This window comes from Lacrimispora sp. 210928-DFI.3.58, from assembly GCF_020554865.1.
In the GTDB taxonomy this organism is placed as follows: Bacteria; Bacillota; Clostridia; order Lachnospirales; family Lachnospiraceae; genus Enterocloster.
In genome coordinates, this window is record NZ_JAJCIC010000011.1 from 71,177 (window position 1) to 86,293 (window position 15,117).

Annotated in this window: 17 protein-coding genes; 6 read left to right on the forward strand and 11 right to left on the reverse strand. The window is 51.1% G+C overall.

What is annotated here, in order from left to right; translation table 11 throughout:
• Positions 1-3: 3 nt before the first annotated feature.
• The 7 genes from LIZ87_RS09005 to LIZ87_RS09035 all read right to left on the reverse strand — a co-directional run bounded on the left by LIZ87_RS09005 (position 4) and on the right by LIZ87_RS09035 (position 7,321).
• Positions 4-1,521: an AAA family ATPase gene (locus LIZ87_RS09005; RefSeq protein WP_227146511.1), complete on the reverse strand. Its 1,518-nt coding sequence runs from the start codon at positions 1,519-1,521 to the stop codon at positions 4-6.
• Complete coding sequence (locus LIZ87_RS09010; protein ID WP_178315565.1) at positions 1,518-2,978, reverse strand: vWA domain-containing protein; 1,461 nt, start codon at positions 2,976-2,978, stop codon at positions 1,518-1,520. Before LIZ87_RS09010 ends, LIZ87_RS09005 begins: the two co-directional genes overlap by 4 nt.
• Complete coding sequence (locus LIZ87_RS09015; protein ID WP_227146513.1) at positions 2,975-3,388, reverse strand: DUF3783 domain-containing protein; 414 nt, start codon at positions 3,386-3,388, stop codon at positions 2,975-2,977. Before LIZ87_RS09015 ends, LIZ87_RS09010 begins: the two co-directional genes overlap by 4 nt.
• Positions 3,389-3,417: 29 nt before the next feature.
• Positions 3,418-3,870 carry a D-aminoacyl-tRNA deacylase gene (dtd, locus tag LIZ87_RS09020; protein WP_178315569.1) on the reverse strand — a complete coding sequence of 151 codons (453 nt, stop codon included), beginning with the start codon at positions 3,868-3,870 and terminating at the stop codon, positions 3,418-3,420.
• Positions 3,871-3,949: 79 nt separating this feature from the next.
• Complete coding sequence (locus tag LIZ87_RS09025; protein ID WP_227146514.1) at positions 3,950-5,752, reverse strand: glycerophosphodiester phosphodiesterase; 1,803 nt, start codon at positions 5,750-5,752, stop codon at positions 3,950-3,952.
• Positions 5,749-6,426 carry a GTP pyrophosphokinase gene (locus LIZ87_RS09030; RefSeq protein ID WP_178317246.1) on the reverse strand — a complete coding sequence of 226 codons (678 nt, stop codon included), beginning with the start codon at positions 6,424-6,426 and terminating at the stop codon, positions 5,749-5,751. Before LIZ87_RS09030 ends, LIZ87_RS09025 begins: the two co-directional genes overlap by 4 nt.
• A 136-nt stretch (positions 6,427-6,562) precedes the next feature.
• Positions 6,563-7,321 (reverse strand): S1 RNA-binding domain-containing protein, encoded by a 759-nt coding sequence (locus tag LIZ87_RS09035; protein ID WP_227146517.1) that lies wholly within the window; start codon positions 7,319-7,321, stop codon positions 6,563-6,565.
• A 191-nt stretch (positions 7,322-7,512) separates the two neighbouring features.
• On the opposite strand from LIZ87_RS09035, the gene LIZ87_RS09040 reads away from it, so the two are divergent.
• The 5 genes from LIZ87_RS09040 to rbr all read left to right on the forward strand — a co-directional run bounded on the left by LIZ87_RS09040 (position 7,513) and on the right by rbr (position 11,207).
• The gene (locus tag LIZ87_RS09040) at positions 7,513-8,277 is read left to right on the forward strand and encodes a phosphatase (protein WP_178317047.1); all 765 of its coding nucleotides are present in this window, start codon (positions 7,513-7,515) and stop codon (positions 8,275-8,277) included.
• Positions 8,274-9,242 (forward strand): LysR family transcriptional regulator, encoded by a 969-nt coding sequence (locus LIZ87_RS09045; protein ID WP_178317046.1) that lies wholly within the window; start codon positions 8,274-8,276, stop codon positions 9,240-9,242. Before LIZ87_RS09040 ends, LIZ87_RS09045 begins: the two co-directional genes overlap by 4 nt.
• Before the next feature lie 127 nt (positions 9,243-9,369).
• Entirely contained in the window at positions 9,370-9,795 is a 426-nt protein-coding gene (locus LIZ87_RS09050; RefSeq protein ID WP_178317045.1) for a Fur family transcriptional regulator, read from the forward strand.
• Positions 9,796-9,911: 116 nt separating this feature from the next.
• Positions 9,912-10,454, forward strand: coding sequence for an NADH peroxidase (locus LIZ87_RS09055; RefSeq protein WP_178317044.1), 543 nt, complete (start codon positions 9,912-9,914; stop codon positions 10,452-10,454).
• Between the two features lie 213 nt (positions 10,455-10,667).
• Complete coding sequence (gene rbr / locus LIZ87_RS09060) at positions 10,668-11,207, forward strand: rubrerythrin (protein WP_178317043.1); 540 nt, start codon at positions 10,668-10,670, stop codon at positions 11,205-11,207.
• 126 nt (positions 11,208-11,333) lie between these two features.
• Here rbr and rpiB read toward each other — a convergent pair whose 3' ends face one another.
• From rpiB to LIZ87_RS09080, 4 genes are all read right to left on the reverse strand, one after another.
• Entirely contained in the window at positions 11,334-11,777 is a 444-nt protein-coding gene (rpiB, locus tag LIZ87_RS09065; RefSeq protein ID WP_178317042.1) for a ribose 5-phosphate isomerase B, read from the reverse strand.
• A gap of 126 nt (positions 11,778-11,903) precedes the next feature.
• Positions 11,904-12,278, reverse strand: a complete 375-nt coding sequence (locus LIZ87_RS09070; RefSeq protein WP_178317041.1) for a VOC family protein — start codon at positions 12,276-12,278, stop codon at positions 11,904-11,906.
• Positions 12,279-12,281: 3 nt separating this feature from the next.
• A complete protein-coding gene (locus LIZ87_RS09075) occupies positions 12,282-13,217 on the reverse strand; it encodes a transketolase family protein (protein ID WP_178317040.1) in 936 nt (311 codons plus the stop codon).
• Positions 13,214-14,029, reverse strand: coding sequence for a transketolase (locus LIZ87_RS09080; protein WP_178317039.1), 816 nt, complete (start codon positions 14,027-14,029; stop codon positions 13,214-13,216). The genes LIZ87_RS09075 and LIZ87_RS09080 overlap by 4 nt, the downstream gene beginning before the upstream one ends.
• A 201-nt stretch (positions 14,030-14,230) precedes the next feature.
• On the opposite strand from LIZ87_RS09080, the gene LIZ87_RS09085 reads away from it, so the two are divergent.
• On the forward strand, positions 14,231-14,926 hold the full coding sequence (locus tag LIZ87_RS09085; protein WP_178317038.1) for a FadR/GntR family transcriptional regulator: 696 nt from the start codon (positions 14,231-14,233) through the stop codon (positions 14,924-14,926).
• The last annotated feature ends 191 nt before the right edge of the window (positions 14,927-15,117 follow it).

Below are 15,117 nucleotides of genomic sequence, written 5' to 3' on the forward strand. Positions count from 1 at the left end.
CCATCACTTTATCTTCTCCAATATCCCCTTTTCCTGCTCATCAAACAGCAGGGCCTTGTTGTACTGGTAATACCGCCCGCATTCATAGCTGTTTAAGAATTCCACCGCGGCCTCGCCCGTGTTCAGCTCTGTGATGAAGATCACCATCTCCTGGGCGTTTCCGAAAGCGGCTTCCATGAAGTCAAAGGCATGCTCCAGCTTTTCGCCGCAGGCATCCTTAACGTCCTCATAGGCATCGCTCTCCTCCATGAATCTGCCCCGTACCCACTGCCAGGCCTCCTCTGAAGCCTTCTCAGGGAGCGTGCGCAGCTTTTGGGACCAGGCTTCTATTGTTGAAATGGTCTGGCGGTACAGGCGGTTTTCAGGGCGCGACAGAAGGCCGCTTTTTTCCTTCTGCTTGCGCATATCCTCCAATTCCTGGGATATGAGCTCCAATAGGGCAGCGGGAGATCTGCCGCTGTCTCCGGTCTCGATGTTTCCCAGAAGAAGCTGCCGGTAATGCTTTAACTGCTCCATAAGAAGCTCCATTTTGCGGTTTTTATCCTGAAGCTCCTTAAAGCCTTCCGTCAGCTTTGAGAGCAGGAGCCCGGTAACGCTCAAACGCTCGTCAAAGGCCGCCCTTGCCAGGCGGTCGCAGAGCTCTTCCTTGATCACTCCGGAAAGGATCTCCTCCACCTGGTATTCATTCTGATATTTGTAATACAGCTCCAGATAATTTGCAAAGTTCTTTGCGATCTTCGGATACTGGATATATTGGCCTACCACATCCCTGTCAGCCTTCTTTCCCAGCTGCTCGTAGACCTGGATAAGCTGGGATAGGTCCTCCCAGCCTCTGGGGGTGGCAAAGCACTTTCCGTCCACTGTTGTCTCTATCCGGCAGAAATACTCCGGCCGTATCCCCAGATAGGACAAGATGGCGGGATGGATATTCTGGACATAGGCATACTCCTTCCAGACGCCAAGATCCGGCTCCACATCGATCCTCTTGATGCGGTCCAGGGTGACAACGTCGAACTCCCTGACAGACTTGTTATACTCCGGCGGATTACCGGCAGCCACGATCAGCCAGCCCTCCGGTATCTTATGGGTTCCGAAGGTCTTGCACTGGAGGAACTGGAGCATGGTGGGAGCCAATGTCTCTGACACGCAGTTCACCTCATCGATGAACAGGATCCCCTCCTTCAGGCCTGTCTCCTCGATCCGGTTGTAGACAGAGGCCACAATTTCACTCATGGTGTATTCCGTCACCGTATACTCACGGCCTGCATACTCCCGCTTCTCGATCAGCGGAAGGCCCACCGCGCTCTGGCGGGTATGGTGGGTGATCGTATAGGAGACCAGGCCGATCCGGCACTCCCTGGAGATCTGCTCCATGATCTGGGTCTTGCCCACACCAGGCGGGCCTATGAGCAGGACCGGGCGCTGGCGGATAGATGGAATCACATATTCCCCCAGGCTGTCCTTCAAAAGATAGGCTTCTATGGTGTCCTTTATTTCTTCCTTTGCTCGCTTGATATTCATTCTCTGTTCTCCTGTTGTTTGCCTGATGTGCTGCTTCCGGTGCGCTGACTGCTTGACAGTACGCTATGATATTCCCGCAGCTGTTCCTCCTCCAGCACCACCTTCATGGCCCAGGCCGGAACCGCCTCATCGGAAAACATGCGCTCTATGAACACAAAGGCCGTATCATAGGGCGGGGCCTGCACCGGATAGATGCCCTTGCCGTCTGTAAAATAGATCAGCCCCTTCAAGCGGGAAATTTCCCTTGTTTTCAACAGCCCGTTTACATACTCAAAGGCAGGCCTGAAATCCGTTCCCCCGTATCCCCTGATCTCAAAAGACTCCATATAGGCCGCCAGTTCCTCTGCACAGGTGATCACCACATCGGACTGAACCTTATCGTCACACTGGATGATGCGGACATGGATCTTCTTAAAGTAGCTCTCTGACTCCGAAAGCACATCATAGGTCTCCTCCAGGAAACGCTGTATCAGCTCCCCGGAGCAGGACATGGAGGTGTCTACCACAATGGCAAATTCTTCAATGCGGCAGACCTCCTTTGATTCCAATGGCTCGATCAGAGGCATATTCCCATAGAGGGACAGACCATAGGTGTAAAAGCCATAATCAAAGGAATCTACATCCACCTGGAGTTCTTCCTTTATGACCGCGAACTTCCGCAGGAACTGGCTGTAATCGTACCTTTCCCTGTTCTCCACCTGCAGGGAATCAAGAAGGCTCCCCTCCTCCTCCGATTCCTCTTTGGAGCCGGTCTCCATGCTGGTCTGCATTTTCTCCCGGTTGTCATTCCACTGGTTCTGGCGTCTCATGGCCTGCCTGGGGTCCTCCTCCTGCTCCCACAGGTCATGGCTGTCCACCATAAATTCTGCCTGAAGCTGGCGCAGGCGCTTTTCTGCGGGCTTCATGTCCACAAGAGCGCGGTACACACGCTCAGCGGTCAGGGCCAGTACGGGCGGCGCACCGACCCGGCCTCCGTTTTTCTGTGCTGCTTCCACGTCTCTGCCGCCTTCCCCCTCTGCCAGCATCCTCCTGATGCGCAGATAGGTCTCTCTCCTCAAGGCGCTCCGGGGCACATGGATGCATTTCTGGTAAAGCCCGTCGATCACAGACTCCATGGCAATGTCGCAGGCCAGGTCCCAATATTCCTTATCCCTGCCCTTTCTCGTATACAGATGGCAGAACAGGCAGTGAAAAAGGATATGGAGGTATGCCCTGTTCACCAGCACGCGCCCCTTCTTATAAAGCCTTAAAAGATGCTCCGGCCCATAGTAGATCACTGCTCCGTCCGTGGCAAGCCCCTGCCGTCCCCAGTCCGCCTCAAAGCCAAGACTGCTTAAGGCCACATCCAGAAACCGCATATTCACATACAGCTCATTCCTTGCCTGGCAGAGGATCCTGGTGCACAGTGTCACCTCGTCCAGCTCTTCTAATTGTCTTTTCCTGGTGGGATCCGTCATTGTTCCTTTCCTGCCGTCATGGTCTCATGTTCGCTTTTCAGCTCCTCATACAGGTGATAAAAGCTCCAGCCGCAGTTGTGCTCCGTCAGCACTGCCTTCAGCTCGATCTTCGGCACCCCGGCTTTTCTCAGGTTCATAAGAAGCTCATCCAAACGCCTGCCTGAAAATGATTTCAGCACCATTACCTGCTCCGGTATCACAGGAAGGGCCTCCCCGGAAGCCCCCTCTTTCTGCGCTTCAAATCCCGGAACCCCTGCCAGATAGCCCACCTGCTCCATCACCTGGTCCGGCGAAATATTCCTGATCCTGACTCCCATGCGCACGAGGACGCTTTTCATGAGAGCCACTGTCTTACGGTCATCTGCAGTGCCTGGATGATAGTATAATACGGATTCTGCCAATTTAACCATTTCTGCCAATACTCCTTCCCTGCCGTTTCTTATTTAAACAGCTCATTGGTGTCAAGCATCAATGTAAATGGACCGTCATTTAACAGCTCCACCTTCATATCCGCTCCGAACCTGCCCTTTTCCACCACCGGCACGTGGCTTCTGCAGCGCTCCATAAAATGCTCATAGAGCATGTCCGCCTTCTGGGGGCTTCCGGCCTTAATGAAGCTGGGGCGGTTTCCCTTGCGGCAGTCTGCATAAAGGGTAAACTGGCTGATGACCAGCAGCTCTCCCTCCACATCCGCCAGGGAAAGGTTTGTCTTCCCATTCTCATCCTCAAAAATCCGCAGCCTGCATATCTTGTCTGCCAGCTTATCCGCCAGCTCCTCTGTGTCATCCTCTGCCACTCCCAGAAGGATCATAAAGCCTTTTCCAATTTTCCCCAAAACCTCTCCATCCACAGTCACCTGTGCACGGGTCACTCTCTGCACCACTGCACGCATGTTCGTTTCCTCTCTTTGTCCTATTTTCTGTCGATTCTCCGCTGCGGTCCTGCAGCCCGTCCTCAGGCTGCAGGACCGCCTACCGCAGCATCATCCGCAAATATCCCAGCAGTCCTTCTGCGGCCTCCTGCTGATAAAGTATTGCCCTGGCTGCTGCCGGATAATCCGTGATCACATTATCCACTCCCAGGTGCTGGATCCGCTCAAGCTCTGCCTTTCTGTTGACCGTCCATACATGGACAGCCTTGCCGTATTCATGGGCGGCCTCCACCAGGCTTCTCGTCACAAAGCTGGAACGGATGCTGATAAAGTCCGCATACTCCTCCTCATAACAGCGTCCATACACTGCCGACAGGATCTGGCCTGTCTTGATGTCAGGGTCTGCCTCCTTCACACGCTTCAAATAAGAAAGGCTGACAGAGGTGAGCACACACTGCTCCTCCATGTCCTGCTCCTTTACCAGCTGTACCACCTGCTCCGGCAGACTGGAGGACTTTCCCATATCCTTGAGCTCAATGTTGAGCTTCATCCGCCCCTTGCAGGCTTCCAGCGCCTGCTCCAAGGTGGGTATCCGCTCCCCTTTGTAGGCTTTGGAAAAGTAGCTCCCCACATCCAGCTCCTTTGCCTCCTCCCAGGTCATATCCTGCAGGCGGCGGCTCACCCCTGCCACGCGTTTCAGATCCAGATCATGGCAGAGCACCACTACGCCGTCCGACGTCACCTGGACATCGATCTCGCTGTAATCCGCCATCTCCTCCATGGCCCGCTCCAGAGCCGCCATGGTATTCTCCGGAGCCATCTGAGAGCTTCCACGGTGAGCCGTGATCTCCGTATATCCCAGGCCGGACCAGTCAAAGGCCGGGCCATTATAGGCCATATCAAAGATCATAAAGGCGCTGACTCCCATAAGGGCTCCCGTCACTCCCAGGAACAGGTTCCGCTTCACATGCTCCACGGCTCCCTCTCCGATTTCCTGAGAAAGCCAGGAGGCCTCCTCTCCTGCAAACCGGACATAGACCACTGTAAGGGCCCCAAAATCCAGAACTGCTGCCAGCAAAGAACCGATAAACAGCAAAGCCAGTTCCATTTTCGTACCTACAATGGAGAGAACAGCCACTGCGGCATAGCTGTCCACAAATATAGTCACCAGTATAGCAGAGATTATTGTAATTGCAACATAAACTATCACCAGAGCTCCGATGAGGAGCAGGTTTACCGCCATCAAAAGGGCTACTGCCTTCCTCTTCTGCTCTTTTATCAGCATCCGGCTTCTTCGGGCCCCCTGGCGAAAGGGCAGCTGCTCCTCCATACAGAAAAACAGCACCATCATGGCAGGAAAGCCTGCCAGGATCATCACGACCGCCAGAAACGCAAGCCCTGCCACTGCCGGCGGTGTCCGAAGTATTTCATACATAACAAAATCGAACGGCCTCACCCTTGTAAGGATCCGTAAAAGGATAAAGCTGTTCATCATAAGGTAATTTGCCAATGCCAGGGGAAGCAGCTGCCAGTTTTTCTTTCTCCACTGCCCTGCCCCTCTTGCCAGGGCTCCCTTTAATATGGACAGCTGATCCACCTTTTCAAGCCCCACAGAGGCCTTATAGACCGCAAGATGGGCTCCTGCCTCCAAAAGCACCATCACTGCTGCCAGGCCAAGGGCTGCCAGAGCACAGATAACTGTAAATGGGCGCAGCAGAAAGGCCCTCATATTGCCCATAGTCAGGTAGCTATATCCTGCCTCCTGCAGAGAGAGCCTTAACAGCCGGTTTACCAGCCTAATATAGAATATACCTGCTACCAGCCGGTATACTGCCAGAAATATCACCAGCTGGCGCAGGTTCACTTTTATTACCTTATCTGTCTGTTTTATATATTGCTTCACTGCTGTTCTTCCAGATTCCCGTTCTCTCTGTCCTTTGGATGCTCTTTGGCAAATGCCGTGATAGCCTCGTTAAGGGAGAACATTTTCCCGTCCAGCATGTTTACCATGTCTGCACAGTCCTTTAACTCCTTTAACAGGTTCTCAGGCGCATTCCCTTCAAACTTGTATGCGATCTTGTGCTCCAGACTCGCCCAGAAATCCATGGCAACCGACCGTATCTGCACCTCCACCTTTGTCTCCACAGGCCCGTCTGACAGGTACACCGGAAGAGTGATGACCATATGGTAGCTCTTGTAGCCATTGGGCTTCGGGTGCTTGATGTAATCCTTCACATGAAGCACCGTCACATCCCCCTGGCTGGCTAACATATCTGCGATCTGATAGATATCCGAGGTAAAGGAGCAGATGATGCGGATACCTGCAATATCGCTCAGATGCTCCATCATATTGTCTATGGTTACCTCGTATCCGTCCTTTTTCAGCTTCTTTACAATGCTGTCAGCTGTCTTTAATCTTGATTTGATATGCTCGATCGGGTTGTAGTCATAGCGGCTCACAAACTCGTTGTTCAGTATCTCGATCTTCGTGTTGATCTTTTTTAGTGCGGAATCATATAAAAACATCACCGAACGCCATTGGTCTACCTGGTCGTCCGGTTTCGGGATATTGGTCATTCCTATCCCTCCTCTGTCATTAATCTTACCACAAAAGTCCTGCCGCCAGGCAGGCGGCATGTATTCAGGTATGCCAAATGTGCCCGCCAGACTTTCGCGGTATAGTGGAGCGTCCGCCAGCCGGGCGCATGCAGGTTTAGAATTTAAGCCCCTTTAACAGGTCGCCCAGGCCGGTGGAAACAGTACCTGTCTCCTTGTAGTCAAAGGTCTCATGCTCTTCCTTATCAGCCTGCTGCTCTGCCAGCACCTTCATGCTGAGGCTTAACTTTCCATTCTCCGCAGAGAGGATCTTTACCTTGACTGTCTGGCCTTCCTGGAGCACAACGCCCGGATGCTTGATGCGCTGTGTGCTGATCTGGGAAATGTGCAGCAGCCCGTCCACGCCCTCGGCCAGCTTGATAAATGCGCCGTAGGTCTTGATGCTGTCAACGGTTCCCTCCACAACGTCTCCTGCCTTAAACTGGGCAAGGCGTTCCTTCTTTAAGGCCTCTTTCTTCGCGCGCTCCACCTCGCGGCCGGACAGCACCAGTCTCTTCTTCTCAGGATCAACTGTGATGATATATGTCTCCACATGCTTGCCCTGCCAGTCCTCCAGCATCTCCACATACTCAGTGGAAAGCTGGGATGCGGGTATAAATGCACGTACCTCATCCACATAGGCAACCACGCCGCCCTTTACTGCCTCAGAGATCTTCACCTTGACGATCTCCTTTTCCTCCATCATCCTGGCAAACTCTGCCCACTTTGCGCCGTCTCCGCTTTCGTCCTCTGCGGCCTCGATACGGTCTCTGTTCAGAGTTGCATAGGATGCCTCCAGCTCTGCAGCATAGTCCTCCATGGTCTCTACAGGCGCCTCTACTGCTTCCTCTAACTCCTTGTTCATCTCTTCGCTCATAATGCTCTCCTCACCTTCCATATACTATAGTGAATTACTATTCCTCTACATTATAGCAAGAATGCACCCGATATTTCCATAGTTTTTTGTTAAAAATTATTCAAATTTTTTCTTCTTTCCAGTCCGTAAAAAATGTGATATGATGCATTCAGCATAAGAACGTTTTTATTTTATGAAAGGACCTGCTTTTTATGATAGATTTGCTGGATCTGCACACTCACTCCATTGCCAGCGGCCATGCCTACAATACACTCTACGAGATGGCCCGGTCTGCTTCTGAAAAGGGGCTGCGCCTTTACGGCTGTTCCGAACATGCCCCTGCCATGCCGGGAACCTGCCATCTCTACTATTTTTCCAACCTAAAGGTCGTCCCCAGGATCCTTTACGGCATTCCCGTTATGATGGGAGCGGAACTCAACATCACTGACTTTGAGGGTTCTGTGGACCTGGATGACAAGATGATACGCAAGCTGGACTATGCCATTGCCAGCATCCATATCCAGTGCATTGCCCGCGGTACGATTTCCGACTATACCAGGGCATACGTAAAGGCGATAGAAAACCCTGATATCCAGATCATCGGCCATCCGGATGATTCCCGCCTGCCTGTTGACTATGATACCCTGGCAGCGGCGGCAAAGGAGCACCACACCCTTTTGGAGGTCAACACAAGCTCCCTGTCCTCTGTCAGCGTCCGCGTGGGAGCAAGGGAAAACTACGAAAAAATGCTGGAGCGCTGCATCCATTACGGCACCTCCATTATCATCAACAGCGATGCCCATGTGGAAGCGGATGTGGGCAACCACAGGGCTGCCCATGAACTCCTTAACGCCACGGATTTTCCGGAGGAGCTGGTGGTAAATACCTCCTTTGAAAAAGCGGCTGCCTTCCTGCCAAAGCTTAAGGAGCGTCTTCTTAAGGAACCGGAGGCCTTTTTGCAGGGGGCACAGAGATGATCAACTTTTTGAACATGGAATATTTCCTGGTGGCTGCGGAGGAACTCAACTTTACCAAGGCCGCCAAAAGGCTCTATATTTCCCAGCAGTCCCTGAGCAACCATATTTCCAACCTGGAAAAGGAATTTAATGTGGTGCTTTTCAACAGGACCTCTCCCCTGACCCTGACCTATGCGGGACAGGCTCTAAAGGCCAGGGCCAGGGAGCTTTTAGACCTCCGGGATGAGACCTATAAGGAGATCGGGGATATCAAGGATTTCACTACAGGGCAGCTGTCCATCGGCGTATCCCACACCAGGGGGCGCGTTATCCTTCCTGAGATCCTGCCAATCTACCAGTCACAGTTTCCCGGCATTGAGCTGCGCCTGGTGGAGGGCAAATCCAGCGCCCTGGCCTCTGACCTGCTCCACGGCAACATTGACCTGATGATCGATCTTCTTCCCTTTACTGCAGAAAATGTGGAGACCGTGCCCATCTGCCAGGAGGAGATCCTCCTCGTGGTCCCGGATGAGGTCCTAAGCAAGGCATATCCCGGCAGGCTGGATGAGATCAAAAATAAGCTGTCTGCTTCCGTGGATATCCGCCTTTTAGAGGAATGCCCTTTTGTGCTCTTAAATAAAGGAAACCGCGTGCGCACCATCGCAGATGAGATCTTTGAGGATGCCCAGATATCTCCCCGCATTGTGCTGGAGACAGAGAACATTGAGACGGCCCTGGCCTTAAGCGGCAAAGGGATGGGGATCACCTTTTATCCCAAAATGTTCATGTCCCAGGAGCACCCCTCCCATACCTACAAAACCATCATGATGGAGCATTATCACCTGAACCTGTATTCCCTCAACTACTCCAGGGTTCACGGCATTCTGGGCATTGGCTACCACAAGGGACGCTATATGTCACGTGCTACCCATGAATTTATACGGATCGCACTGGAGCGGATTCCCTACGCCACATCGGCAGAATAGCGGGAATGCCTGAGTCACGGCACAAAATGCAAAAACTCAAGCGAGAATGACCTTGACACATCTCCCTCTTTCTGGTATTATAAAATAGTAACTATTATTGTTATTATATTTTCAAGAAGGAGATGCTATGAAAGTTCTAAAGTATAGCCGTCAGAGGGAATCCATCAAAGCCAGTCTGATGAGCCGCCATGACCATCCTACGGCAGACGCCCTATACGCCAGCATCCGCGAAGAATTTCCCAATATCAGCCTTGGAACTGTGTACCGCAATTTAAACCTGCTGGTTGAGACAGGGGAGATCAAAAAGGTGAACTGCGGTGACGGGGCTGACCACTTTGACGGTAATGTAAGTGAGCATTATCATTTTGTGTGCAGGGAATGCCGCCAGATCTATGACATGGTCATGGACAATCTCAACACCCTGAGTCATTTGGACAGCACTGCCCAGGAGTATGCCCCCGGCATTATTGACAGCCACTCTGTTCTGTTTTATGGAACATGTAAAAATTGTCTCGAAAAAAATAAAGAGAAAGGTATTGACAAACCTGCATAAATCATTTATATTGATATCAGTAATAATTACTATTATTACTCAGATAAAAACATTAGGCCCCGGCCCTTCTGCCGGGCCGTAACTAAAATAAATCAAAGAAAAGGAGAATATTCACTATGAAAAAATGGGTATGTACAGTATGCGGTTATGTTTATGAGGGAGAGCAGGCACCTGAGAAATGTCCACAGTGCGGAGTTCCCGCTTCTAAGTTCAAAGAGATGGATGCACAGCTTGGCTGGGCATGTGAGCATGAGGTAGGCGTTGCTCAGGGATGCCCGGAGGATATCATGGCTGACCTGCGCGCTAACTTTGAGGGCGAGTGCTCTGAGGTTGGTATGTATCTGGCTATGTCCAGAGTAGCTCACAGAGAGGGCTATCCGGAGATCGGCCTTTACTGGGAGAAGGCAGCTTATGAGGAAGCTGAGCATGCAGCAAAGTTTGCTGAGCTGTTAGGCGAGGTTGTTACTCCTTCCACCAAGAAGAACCTGGAGATGAGAGTAGAGGCTGAGAACGGCGCTACCGCCGGCAAGTTCGACCTGGCTAAGAGAGCAAAGGCTCTGAACCTGGATGCAATCCATGACACTGTTCATGAGATGGCTAAGGACGAGGCTAGACATGGCCGTGCATTCGAGGGTCTGTTAAAGAGATACTTCGGCTAATATCCGATTACAGCATTAACGCAACGGCATAAATACACTGGCGCTGGATCTTCCTATCCGGCGCCTTTTTATTCCACGTCTTTTCCGTTACATAAACTATCTATAGCTATAAAAAAATCAGGAAAACTTTCATATTATCATTGACATTTTCCTGTTTTTTCTATATAATAAAAACAGTAATAATTACTATTATTAATTATGGAGGTATTACATATGGCATCAAAATATGCTGGAACAAAGACAGAACAGAATTTAAGAGAAGCCTTTGCAGGCGAATCCGAAGCACGCAACAAGTACACCTACTACGCTTCCGCTGCCAAGAAGGCCGGCTATGAGCAGATGGCTGCCTTATATCTGGAGACAGCAGACCAGGAAAAGGAGCATGCAAAAATGTGGTTCAAGGAGCTCCACGGCATCGGAACTCCGGAGGAGAACCTGGCTGACGCTGCTGCCGGGGAGAACTATGAGTGGACCGATATGTATGCCCGCATGGCACGTGAGGCACGTGAGGAGGGCTTTCCTGAACTGGCAGTGAAGTTTGAACTGGTTGCAAAGGTTGAAGCTGCCCATGAAAAGCGCTACAATAAGCTTCTTGACAGCCTGAAGAATGACAAGACCTTCAAGGGCGATGCCCCATTAGGCTGGAAGTGCAGAAACTGCGGCTATATCCATGAAGGCCCCGACGCTCCTGAAGTATGTCCATGCTGCGCTCATCCAAAGGCTTACTTTGAGAGAAAGGCTGAGAATTACTAAGCTTTGGATATCTCATGATACAGAAAGCTCCCGCCGGAAAGGAAGGCCTTATGCCTCCTCCCTGGCGGGAGCTTGTCTTTTGTTTTCTTTGCAGCTTTGCCGGACGTTCAAAAGCAGCTTTGGATCCTATGCCCTGTTCTCGATATCCATGATCATATTCACGCGGCGCTCATGCCTTCCGCCTTCAAACTCGGCATCCAGCCAGGCCTCCGTGATCATCTTAGCCAGCTCGCTTCCTACCACTCTGGCGCCAAAAGCCAGGACATTGGAATTGTTGTGGAGTCTGGAGAGCTTTGCGGTGTAGGGCTCGCTGCACACGCAGGCGCGGATGCCCTTTACCTTATTGGCTGCCAGGGAAATACCTACGCCTGTGCCGCAGATCGTGATGCCTAAGTCAGCCTCGCCGGAAGCCACTGCACGGCCCACCTTCTCACCGTAGATCGGATAGTCGCAGCTCTCCGGTGAATTGGTTCCCAGGTCGATCACCTCATATCCTTTGCTCTCCACAAATTCCTTAATGATATTCTTCAGCTCAATGGCTGTATGGTCATTTCCCATTGCAATCTTCATGGTTTCTTTCTCCCTTATGTTTGATTTTGTCTGGTCCTAGCCAAACTTCTCTCACTTATTATAAATCAAGGGCTCCTCCAATACAAGACTTTTATGATCTTGAGTTTCCGCATTTTGACTGCTTTCTCAGCTCACCTTGCAAAATTCGATCTTCTCGCCGTTTGGCCCCTTGAACAGGAAAAAGCGGTTGCTCTTTGGAGCAAACATCTGATTGGACTCAATGCCCTCTGAGATCATCTCACAGCCCAGGCCCTTGATCTCCTCATAGGCCTCGTCCAGGTTATCACAGGCCAGTGCAATGTGGTCGATATTTCCGATAGGCTTTTTATCACAGCGCCTGGGGTAATACTCGATCACGCAGCTGCCGCACTGGAGCATCCCGCGCACTCCGCCGTCCACCAGGCGTTTGAAGCCCAGGGTTTCATAAAATGCAACCGTTGCTTCAGGCTCATCTGTGGGGATTGCCACATGGGCGATCCCTGTCGGCTGATTTACGATCATAGCTTATTCACCTGCCATTTCTTTGATCTGACGGTAGACCTGATCCTCGCTGAGTCCGTACTCCTCTAAGAGATCTGACGGCTTTCCGGACTGGCCGAACCTGTCCTGGACTCCGATCTTTTTAAATGCCACATGGCATCTCTCCTGGAGCAGTACATCGCCTACTGCGTCTCCCAGTCCGCCGATCACGCTGTGCTCTTCTACTGTGACGATCTTCTTGCAGCTTCCTGCATATTTCAGAATGCATTCCCTGTCAATAGGCTTAATGGTGTGCATATTGATGACAGCTGCCGAGATCCCATCTGCCTCCAGCCTCTTTGCACATTCCAGCGCTGTGGAGACCATGATGCCGCAGGAAAAAACTGCCACATCCGTTCCTTCTCTCAGCACATTTGCCTTACCGATCTCAAAGGGCATCTCCTCCTCAAACACAGGGGAAGGAAGGCGTGCCAGGCGCAGGTATGCAGGCCCCTGCATCTCTGCCACTGCAGCAACTGCCCGGTGGGTCTCCTTCGCATCGCAGGGCACGATCACTGTCATCCCAGGGATCACGCGCATGAGTGCCAGATCCTCTATGGCCTGATGGCTGCCGCCGTCCTCGCCCAGAGTGATCCCGGCATGTGTCATACCGAACTTTACATTGAAATTAGGGTATGCGCACCCATTGCGCACCTGGTCATACGCCCGTCCCGTGCCAAAGATCGCAAATGTGCTGGCAAAGGGAATATATCCCATAGTAGACAGGCCTGCCGCCATATCCACCATATTGGCCTCTGCAATACCTGCATTAAAGAAACGCTCCGGAAACTTGTTACCAAATGTTGCAGTCATGGTTGCATGGGCAAGATCTGCGTCCAGCACAACCACCTTCTCATTCTTCTCTCCTAATTCAGCCAAGGCCTCTCCATAGGCAACTCGGATTGCTTTCAGTTCACTCATGCCTCTTCCTCCAATTCCCTTAATGCCTGCTGGCGCTCTGTCTCGTTGGGAGCCTTTCCATGCCAGCCCACCTGATCTTCCATAAAGGATACGCCCTTGCCCTTTACTGTGTGGGCAATAATGCATTTTGGCTTTCCTTCGGAAGGCGCGTCCAAAGCTGCCGATACCTGCTCCAGGTCATTCCCATCGATCTCCAGCACATGGAAGCCAAAGGCAGTAAACTTATCCCTCAGGGATCCCAGCTTCATGACCTCGTCGTTTGTTCCATCGATCTGAAGGCCATTGTTGTCAACAATCACGGTCAGGTTATCCAGTCCGTAATTGGCCGCTGCCATGCTGGCCTCCCATACCTGGCCCTCCTGCAGCTCTCCGTCTCCCAAAAGCGTATATACCTTTACCTGGCTGTGATCCAGCCTCTTTGCTCCCAAGGCCATTCCCACTGCAATCGAGATCCCTTGTCCCAGGGAACCGGTGGAAGCATCTACGCCCGGACACTTTTTCGCATCCGGATGTCCCTGAAGGAAGCTGTGGAGCTGGCGGAAGTTTTTGAACTCTTCCTTATCAAAAAATCCCCTTTCTCCCAGCACTGCGTAATAGCAGGGAGCTGCATGTCCCTTTGACAGTACAAAACGGTCCCTGTCCTTTTTCTTTGGATCAGATGGATCAATGTTCATTTTCTCAAAAAATAATGTTGTAATGATCTCTACTGCGGATAAGGATCCGCCCGGATGGCCTGAGGCTGCATCCGCCGTCATATTAATAATGTCACGGCGCACAGTACGGCAGGTTTGTTTCAAACTTGCAATATCCATATTTTCCTCCATGGTTTCAATGAAATGTGTGATCAGGTTTTAGTGCTTTGACATCATACAATCATACAATCTGATCACAAGATAGCAGAGTATTGTGCAAATGTCAATAGATACTGTTAAAAAAAACTTTGATTTCTTGCATATTGACAAAATTCAACTTTAGGATTAGGATATATAAACATAAAAGGAAGGAGAATTACCATGGAAACTGTGAAGCGTATCCCTGTTGTCCAGCAGGTTGTGGAAAAAATTAAAGAATATCTATTTTCAGGCGATGTTTCCGTTGGTGACAAGCTTCCTGTAGAAAAAGAATTATGCCAGCAGCTGGGCGTAGGCCGCGGTACGGTGCGCGAGGCCTTCCGCATGCTGGAGGCTACCGGCTACGTGGAGCTGCGTCCCGGCAAGGGTGCATTTGCCGCCCGCACTTCAGAGGTGGAGCTGGGAGATATCCTTCACTGGTTTGCAGAGCACGAGGTAGAGACAAGGGACTTTCTGGAAGTACGCATGGCCATCGAGCCTCTCTCGGTCCGCCTGGCCATTGAACGCTGTTCCGATGAGGACGTTGCCCACTTAGAACAGCTCCACCAGAAATTTATTACGGCTGTCAAAAGTAAGGATGTATCCAGCATCGTCATATATGATGAGAAGTTCCACTCCTCTATTGTCGAATTCAGCAAGAATCATCTCCTTATCAGTATCAGCAAACAGGTGGAACAGCATGTAAAGAATTTCCGCAGCAGGACGTTTTATATCCCGCAGAATGCGGAAAATGCCATTCAGCCCCATCAGAGCATCCTGGATGCGTTCAAAGCCAGAGATGCCAAAGCCGGAGAACGGAATATGCAGCAGCATTTAGAGCTGGTCGCTGCCGATCTGGCCAAATCCACCACCAAATAGACGATCTCGCCTGCGTTTTGGCTTTTGCTCCAACTGCAGGCGTCTTTTTTTACTTCTTTCCATCTATTTTCCGATCTTTTTCTTATTCCCCTCCGTTTTCGTTGTATATATTGCATAAAATTATTTTGTTTTTTTATGATATTTGTCGATAGATTTTATCCGTCAGCATGATATAATGTTGCTGTACGAAG

What these genes read in the sequence shown, in the direction of transcription:
- LIZ87_RS09035 (WP_227146517.1), bottom strand. Translation starts at nt 7,321, where the DNA reads ATGAGCGAAGAGATGAACAAGGAGTTAGAGGAAGCAGTAGAGGCGCCT.
- LIZ87_RS09005 (WP_227146511.1), bottom strand. Translation starts at nt 1,521, where the DNA reads ATGAATATCAAGCGAGCAAAGGAAGAAATAAAGGACACCATAGAAGCC.
- LIZ87_RS09045 (WP_178317046.1), top strand. Translation starts at nt 8,274, where the DNA reads ATGATCAACTTTTTGAACATGGAATATTTCCTGGTGGCTGCGGAGGAA.
- LIZ87_RS09050 (WP_178317045.1), top strand. Translation starts at nt 9,370, where the DNA reads ATGAAAGTTCTAAAGTATAGCCGTCAGAGGGAATCCATCAAAGCCAGT.
- LIZ87_RS09070 (WP_178317041.1), bottom strand. Translation starts at nt 12,278, where the DNA reads ATGATCGTAAATCAGCCGACAGGGATCGCCCATGTGGCAATCCCCACA.
- dtd (WP_178315569.1), bottom strand. Translation starts at nt 3,870, where the DNA reads ATGCGTGCAGTGGTGCAGAGAGTGACCCGTGCACAGGTGACTGTGGAT.
- rpiB (WP_178317042.1), bottom strand. Translation starts at nt 11,777, where the DNA reads ATGAAGATTGCAATGGGAAATGACCATACAGCCATTGAGCTGAAGAAT.
- LIZ87_RS09080 (WP_178317039.1), bottom strand. Translation starts at nt 14,029, where the DNA reads ATGGATATTGCAAGTTTGAAACAAACCTGCCGTACTGTGCGCCGTGAC.
- LIZ87_RS09085 (WP_178317038.1), top strand. Translation starts at nt 14,231, where the DNA reads ATGGAAACTGTGAAGCGTATCCCTGTTGTCCAGCAGGTTGTGGAAAAA.
- LIZ87_RS09030 (WP_178317246.1), bottom strand. Translation starts at nt 6,426, where the DNA reads ATGACCAATATCCCGAAACCGGACGACCAGGTAGACCAATGGCGTTCG.
- rbr (WP_178317043.1), top strand. Translation starts at nt 10,668, where the DNA reads ATGGCATCAAAATATGCTGGAACAAAGACAGAACAGAATTTAAGAGAA.
- LIZ87_RS09040 (WP_178317047.1), top strand. Translation starts at nt 7,513, where the DNA reads ATGATAGATTTGCTGGATCTGCACACTCACTCCATTGCCAGCGGCCAT.
- LIZ87_RS09075 (WP_178317040.1), bottom strand. Translation starts at nt 13,217, where the DNA reads ATGAGTGAACTGAAAGCAATCCGAGTTGCCTATGGAGAGGCCTTGGCT.
- LIZ87_RS09055 (WP_178317044.1), top strand. Translation starts at nt 9,912, where the DNA reads ATGAAAAAATGGGTATGTACAGTATGCGGTTATGTTTATGAGGGAGAG.
- LIZ87_RS09010 (WP_178315565.1), bottom strand. Translation starts at nt 2,978, where the DNA reads ATGACGGATCCCACCAGGAAAAGACAATTAGAAGAGCTGGACGAGGTG.
- LIZ87_RS09015 (WP_227146513.1), bottom strand. Translation starts at nt 3,388, where the DNA reads ATGGTTAAATTGGCAGAATCCGTATTATACTATCATCCAGGCACTGCA.